The 6,000-nt window shown below is 46.6% G+C and carries 3 protein-coding genes, 7 tRNA genes and 1 rRNA gene (1 of these 11 cut by a window edge); 10 read left to right on the top strand and 1 reads right to left on the bottom strand.

What is annotated here, in order from left to right:
• Window positions 1-1,836, top strand: a 23S ribosomal RNA gene (locus tag V9W66_RS06245); it begins 1,051 nt to the left of the window's first position.
• Window positions 1,837-2,076: 240 nt separating this feature from the next.
• Window positions 2,077-2,149: transfer RNA gene (locus V9W66_RS06240), tRNA-Asn, on the top strand.
• 197 nt (window positions 2,150-2,346) lie between these two features.
• On the opposite strand, the gene V9W66_RS06235 is transcribed toward V9W66_RS06240, so the two are convergent.
• A complete protein-coding gene (locus V9W66_RS06235; RefSeq protein WP_059086184.1) occupies window positions 2,347-2,913 on the bottom strand; it encodes a flavodoxin family protein in 567 nt (188 codons plus the stop codon).
• 291 nt (window positions 2,914-3,204) lie between these two features.
• Between V9W66_RS06235 and V9W66_RS06230 the strand changes: the two genes are divergently transcribed.
• The 8 genes from V9W66_RS06230 to hydE all read left to right on the top strand — a co-directional run bounded on the left by V9W66_RS06230 (window position 3,205) and on the right by hydE (window position 5,939).
• Window positions 3,205-3,276: transfer RNA gene (locus V9W66_RS06230), tRNA-Glu, on the top strand.
• A gap of 54 nt (window positions 3,277-3,330) precedes the next feature.
• Window positions 3,331-3,403 (top strand) — tRNA-Thr (locus tag V9W66_RS06225).
• A 4-nt stretch (window positions 3,404-3,407) separates the two neighbouring features.
• A tRNA-Ile gene (locus V9W66_RS06220) sits at window positions 3,408-3,481 on the top strand.
• 24 nt (window positions 3,482-3,505) lie between these two features.
• Window positions 3,506-3,579, top strand: a tRNA-Asp gene (locus tag V9W66_RS06215).
• Between the two features lie 9 nt (window positions 3,580-3,588).
• Window positions 3,589-3,661: transfer RNA gene (locus V9W66_RS06210), tRNA-Val, on the top strand.
• A 24-nt stretch (window positions 3,662-3,685) separates the two neighbouring features.
• A tRNA-Leu gene (locus V9W66_RS06205) sits at window positions 3,686-3,769 on the top strand.
• Window positions 3,770-3,984: 215 nt separating this feature from the next.
• A complete protein-coding gene (locus V9W66_RS06200; protein WP_059086183.1) occupies window positions 3,985-4,737 on the top strand; it encodes a tRNA threonylcarbamoyladenosine dehydratase in 753 nt (250 codons plus the stop codon).
• 158 nt (window positions 4,738-4,895) lie between these two features.
• Window positions 4,896-5,939 (top strand): [FeFe] hydrogenase H-cluster radical SAM maturase HydE, encoded by a 1,044-nt coding sequence (gene hydE / locus V9W66_RS06195; protein ID WP_092071903.1) that lies wholly within the window; start codon window positions 4,896-4,898, stop codon window positions 5,937-5,939.
• The last annotated feature ends 61 nt before the right edge of the window (window positions 5,940-6,000 follow it).

Raw genomic sequence — 6,000 nt, 5'->3', positions numbered from 1 at the left:
AAGTGGAAAAGGATGTGGGATTTCGAAGACAACCAGGATGTTGGCTCAGAAGCAGCCATACATTCAAAGAGTGCGTAATAGCTCACTGGTCGAGAGGTCCTGCGCCGAAAATGTCCGGGGCTGAAACGCGCCACCGAAACTAAGGAATCTGAAAAGATTGGTAGAGGAGCATTGCATGCGGGAAGAAGCAGTACCGGAAGGAGCTGTGGACTGCATGGAAGAGAGAATGCCGGAATGAGTAGCGAGATAGAGGTGGGAATCCTCTAGGCCGAATATCCAAGGTTTCCAGGGTAAAGCTGATCTGCCCTGGGTGAGTCGGGACCTAAGGTGAGGGCGGGAGCCGTAGCCGATGGACAACAGGTTGATATTCCTGTACTGCAGTATGACAGAACTGTGGGGACACGTAAGGAGAGCGGGAGCCGGGAATGGAAAGCCCGGTACAAGCGAGGTACCAGTATGGTAGGAAAATCCGCCATGCAATGGGAAGACGTGATGTGGAGTGAATTTTAGTAACGAAGCCCGTGAGCCATGCGTCAAGAAAAGCCGCTATCGTTCATATTGTACCCGTACCGTAAACCGACACAGGTGGATGAGGAGAGAATCCTAAGGCCGGCGGAAGAAGTATTGCCAAGGAACTCGGCAAAATGGCCCCGTAACTTAGGGAGAAGGGGTGCCTGCGCGAGCAGGCCGCAGAGAATAGGCTCAAGCAACTGTTTAGCAAAAACACAGGTCTATGCGAAACCGAAAGGTGAGGTATATGGGCTGACGCCTGCCCGGTGCTGGAAGGTTAAGAGGAGAGGTTAGCGGTAACGCGAAGCTTTGAATTTAAGCCCCAGTAAACGGCGGCCGTAACTATAACGGTCCTAAGGTAGCGAAATTCCTTGTCGGGTAAGTTCCGACCCGCACGAAAGGCGTAATGATTTGAGCGCTGTCTCGGCAATACATCCGGTGAAATTGAAGTGCCAGTGAAGATGCTGGCTACCCGCGCCAGGACGGAAAGACCCCATGGAGCTTTACTCCAGTTTGGCACTGGGGTCCGGTGTTGCATGTACAGGATAGGTGGGAGGCTGAGAAACGGTAGCGTCAGTTGCCGCGGAGCCGCTGTTGGGATACCACCCTTGTGATATTGGGCTTCTAACCAGCCGCCGTGACCCGGCGGTGGGACAATGCCAGGCGGGGAGTTTGACTGGGGCGGTCGCCTCCGAAAGGGTATCGGAGGCGCCCAAAGGTTCCCTCAGAATGGACGGAAACCATTCGAAGAGTGCAAAGGCAGAAGGGAGCTTGACTGCGACACCGACGGGTGGAGCAGGTACGAAAGTAGGGCTTAGTGATCCGGTGGTATTAAGTGGGAATGCCATCGCTCAACGGATAAAAGCTACCCTGGGGATAACAGGCTTATCACTCCCAAGAGTTCACATCGACGGAGTGGTTTGGCACCTCGATGTCGGCTCATCGCATCCTGGGGCTGTAGTAGGTCCCAAGGGTTGGGCTGTTCGCCCATTAAAGCGGTACGCGAGCTGGGTTCAGAACGTCGTGAGACAGTTCGGTCCCTATCCGGCGTGGGCGCAGGATATCTGAGAGGAGCTGTCCTTAGTACGAGAGGACCGGGATGGACGGACCGCTGGTGGACCGGTTGGCTTGCCAAAGCCATGGCCGGGTAGCCAAGTCCGGAAGGGATAAACGCTGAAGGCATCTAAGCGTGAAGCCCCCCTCAAGATGAGATATCCCATTCTTATGAAGTAAACCCCCTTGAAGACGACGAGGTAGATAGGGCAGGGGTGGAAGTGTGGTAACACATGGAGCTGACTGTTACTAATCGGGTGAGGGCTTGACCAAAAAGCCGAGGAAGCGGGCAGGAAACAGCAGGAATGGATCGGAACAAGCTTGCTTGTGGAGAGGCATTCATGATGATTCCTGAACATTTGCGAAGCAAATGACACTGAGCAACATAGTTGCGAAGTGACTACCGCTGGAGTATCGGTACGCAGGTTAAAATTGATTCAAAGAGTTTGATTAACGATCAACAGGCATGTATGTAGTTTTTAAGGTACAAACCTTAATTAAATATTTAAGTAATCCTCCTTAGCTCAGTCGGTAGAGCATGCGGCTGTTAACCGCAGTGTCGTTGGTTCGAGTCCAACAGGGGGAGTTTTTTTTGTTTCCTGTAAATGTAAAGTTTATGGGATTTTTTTATGCTTGATCTGTGACAGGATAAGGATGTAAAAATGTGCAGATATAAATAAGATACATTTATATCTGCACGTTTATTTTTGTAACTACAAATAGAAATATTGACTGTTAGAGATAATCAATAAATTGACAAAGATATGACAGAGAAATTCCGGCTTATCGAATGAAATTAGTCATGATCTTCTGCTCTGTCTCCGGAGCGTCGATACCGGCCTTTTTACCGGCTTCAATACATTTTAACAGCCATGCCATGTTATTGCCTAACGTACGCATGATCTGGAGGCCTTCAGCGTCTTTTCTGACGTCATCCGGGGTATTGCCGTGAACCATTGTCCAGTAGTTTCCGGACACGACAGGCATCTGATGATAGGTAAAGTATTTAATCAGAACATCCAGAGTAGCAGTAGTACCGGCACGTCTTGCGGAAGCAACAGCTGCGGCAGGCTTGTGGATCATATCCTTTCCGGCCTTGGAAGCGAATTTATCCATGAATTCGATGATCTGTCCGGAAGGAGAAGCCCAGTAAACCGGTGAACCAACAATAAGGGCGTCAGCCTCTTTCATAATGGCAGCTGCGGCAGCAACGTTTTCCTGAGAAGGATCCCCGGCCTGGAAGATTTCTGCCTCCACACCGTTCTTCTTTAAGGTTTCTGCGATCTCTGTAAGAGCTGTATAAGTGCAGCCTTCTTTGCGAGGACTGCCGTTGAGTAATAAAACCTTCATTATTGTCATCCTTTCATATGATTTTTTAAGTCACCATACTTTCAATTATATACAGAGAAAAAATAATGTCAATGTTTGAAAAAAACAGAAAAAATTTTTCCGGGTAGGGCTTGAGAAAGAAAATACAAACCCTTGGAAAGCCCATTTTATAAGGCTTTTCTGCCTGTTTTCCGGCTTTGTAAAAAAAGTTGAAATTTTTCAAAAAAAAGCTTGCAATTATAAAAAAGGTATGGTATTATTTAACTCGTCGCTGAGGGAAATACAAAACAGCGAAACATAAAAAAGAAATATGGCTCCATGGTCAAGCGGTTAAGACACCGCCCTTTCACGGCGGTAACAGGGGTTCAAATCCCCTTGGAGTCACTTAAAACTAAACTGGATATTCATTGACTCGATTCAACATTTGGTGTTTAATACGCCGATGTGGCTCAATTGGCAGAGCAGCTGATTTGTAATCAGCAGGTTATCGGTTCGAGTCCGATCATCGGCTTTTTGGACCTTTAGCTCAGTTGGTTAGAGCAACCGGCTCATAACCGGTCGGTCCTGGGTTCGAGTCCCCGAAGGTCCATTTTAAAAGTTTTATATTCTGTATGGCCCAGTGGCTCAGTTGGTTAGAGCGCCGCCCTGTCACGGCGGAGGTCGAGAGTTCGAGTCTCTTCTGGGTCGTTCATATTTGGGGTCTTAGCTCAGCTGGGAGAGCATCTGCCTTACAAGCAGAGGGTCATAGGTTCGAGCCCTATAGGCCCCATTTTTGAACAAATTAATTGAATATGCGGGTATGGTGGAATAGGCAGACACAAGAGACTTAAAATCTCTCGGGGGCAACTCCGTGCCGGTTCAAGTCCGGCTACCCGCAGTATCAGTAAGATTCCTTTTTAGGGATCTTTTTTTGTATCATAAAATTTATTGATGAAAACGGGAAAATATTCCTAGCTTATTGGTAGGGATATTGACAAGGCTATTTTCCCATGATAGAATCCTGACAGTTGTAAAACAAATCGGACAGATATAAAAAATATATCCGTTGTCAGTATAAATATATATGGAAAGAATATAAGGAGAGGTCAGAAAATGCTGAATCAGTTTTCAAGAACAGAATTATTAATCGGAAAAGAAGGAATGGAAAAGCTGAAAAATTCCAGAGTCGCAGTATTCGGAATTGGCGGTGTTGGCGGATATACGGTGGAAGCACTGGTCAGAAGTGGCGTAGGTACCCTGGATCTCATTGATGATGATAAAGTATGCCTCACCAATATCAATCGCCAGATTTACGCAACAAGAAAGACCGTAGGAAAATATAAAGTTGACGTGGCCAGAGAACGTATTCTTGAAATTAATCCGGATGCAGTTGTAAATATCCACAAAACATTTTATGTGCCGGAGACAGCAGATTCCTTTGATTTTTCCCAGTATGATTATGTAGTCGATGCGATCGACACTGTCACCGGAAAGCTGATGCTCGTAGAGCAGGCAAAGGCTTCAGGAACACCGATCATCAGCTCTATGGGGGCCGGAAATAAGATGGATCCGACAGGTTTTATAGTGACAGATATTTATAAAACGTCCGTCTGTCCCCTTGCAAAGGTCATGCGCCGTGAACTGAAAAAAAGAGGAATCAAAAAACTGAAGGTGGTTTACTCACAGGAGAAGCCAATGACTCCAATTGATGATATGGCGATCAGCTGTAAGTCTCATTGCATCTGTCCTCCGGGAACAGAAAGAAAATGTACTCAGAGACGTCAGGTACCGGGAAGTAATGCCTTTGTGCCTTCCGTAGTGGGACTGATCATTGCCGGTGAGGTTGTAAAGGATCTTATTAAATAAAAATTGGATCATTCTGTGTTACTGAGAACGGAATGAACAGTAACCATTCTGTAAGAACAGATATTGCATGTATACTTATATTGTGCAATATCTGTTTTTTTGTGATAAAATATTTTTTACAGATAGTTTTGTAAATAAAAGAGAAGGACAGATAAAGTATGGGGATCGTTGAAAAATTTATAAAAGAAGGACAGCTGACAAAGGAAGAATATCCGGAACTTCTGCACTTATACCAGGATCCGGATGCGGTTCGTCTGCTTCGGGAAGAGGCTGTCCGTATACAGAAAAAATATTTTGGAAATAAAATATATACAAGAGGTCTGATAGAATTTACCAATTACTGCAGAAATGACTGCTATTACTGCGGGATCCGCCGTTCTAACAGGAATGCCAGCCGTTACCGCCTTACGAAGGAAGAAATCCTGCAGTGCTGCGAGAATGGCTATGAGCTGGGATTTCGGACATTTGTGCTACAGGGAGGGGAAGACCCATGGTTTAATGATGACCGGATGGTTGACATCATCCGGTCCATCAAACAGGGATATCCGGACTGTGCGATCACGCTGTCCATTGGGGAGAAATCAAAAGAAAGCTATCAGAGATTTAAAGATGCCGGAGCAGACCGCTATTTACTCCGTCACGAGACGGCCAGTGAGGAACATTATCGTTATCTTCATCCGGAGAGTTTAAGTCTTGCAAACCGTAAACAGTGTCTTTATACCCTGAAAGAACTGGGATATCAGATAGGTGCCGGATTTATGGTAGGTGCGCCGGGACAGACGCTGGAGTATCTGGCGGAAGACCTTGTTTTTCTTAAAGACCTGAATCCGCATATGGTGGGGATCGGACCATTTGTCCCGCACCATGATACGAAATTTGCAGAGGAACCGGCAGGAAGTGTGGATCTGACACTGTTTCTGCTGTCTGTCATCCGGATCCTGCTTCCACAGGTACTTCTTCCGGCAACCACAGCACTGGGGACCCTGGACCCCAGAGGCAGGGAAAAGGGTTTTCAGGCGGGTGCAAATGTAGTAATGCCCAATCTTTCTCCGGTGAAGAACCGTAAACAGTATGAACTTTATGATAACAAGATCTGTACAGGCGAGGAAGCAGCAGAGTGCAGAGGGTGCCTTACCAGACGTGTGGAGTCTGTAGGCTATGAAATCGTTACAGACCGTGGAGATTCCCCGATGACAGATTGACACGGGGTACAAAATACTTTCTTTTTTCAGCGATTTAAGGTAAAATACCAGTAAGATCAGA

The organism is Blautia massiliensis (ex Durand et al. 2017), assembly GCF_051861785.1.
Classification (GTDB): domain Bacteria; phylum Bacillota; class Clostridia; order Lachnospirales; family Lachnospiraceae; genus Blautia_A; species Blautia_A luti_A.
The sequence above is the reverse complement of the archived record's forward strand: the minus strand, read 5'-3'. Positions and strand labels throughout refer to the sequence as shown.

What these genes read in the sequence shown, in the direction of transcription:
- V9W66_RS06235 (WP_059086184.1), bottom strand. Translation starts at nt 2,913, where the DNA reads ATGAAGGTTTTATTACTCAACGGCAGTCCTCGCAAAGAAGGCTGCACT.
- V9W66_RS06200 (WP_059086183.1), top strand. Translation starts at nt 3,985, where the DNA reads ATGCTGAATCAGTTTTCAAGAACAGAATTATTAATCGGAAAAGAAGGA.
- hydE (WP_092071903.1), top strand. Translation starts at nt 4,896, where the DNA reads ATGGGGATCGTTGAAAAATTTATAAAAGAAGGACAGCTGACAAAGGAA.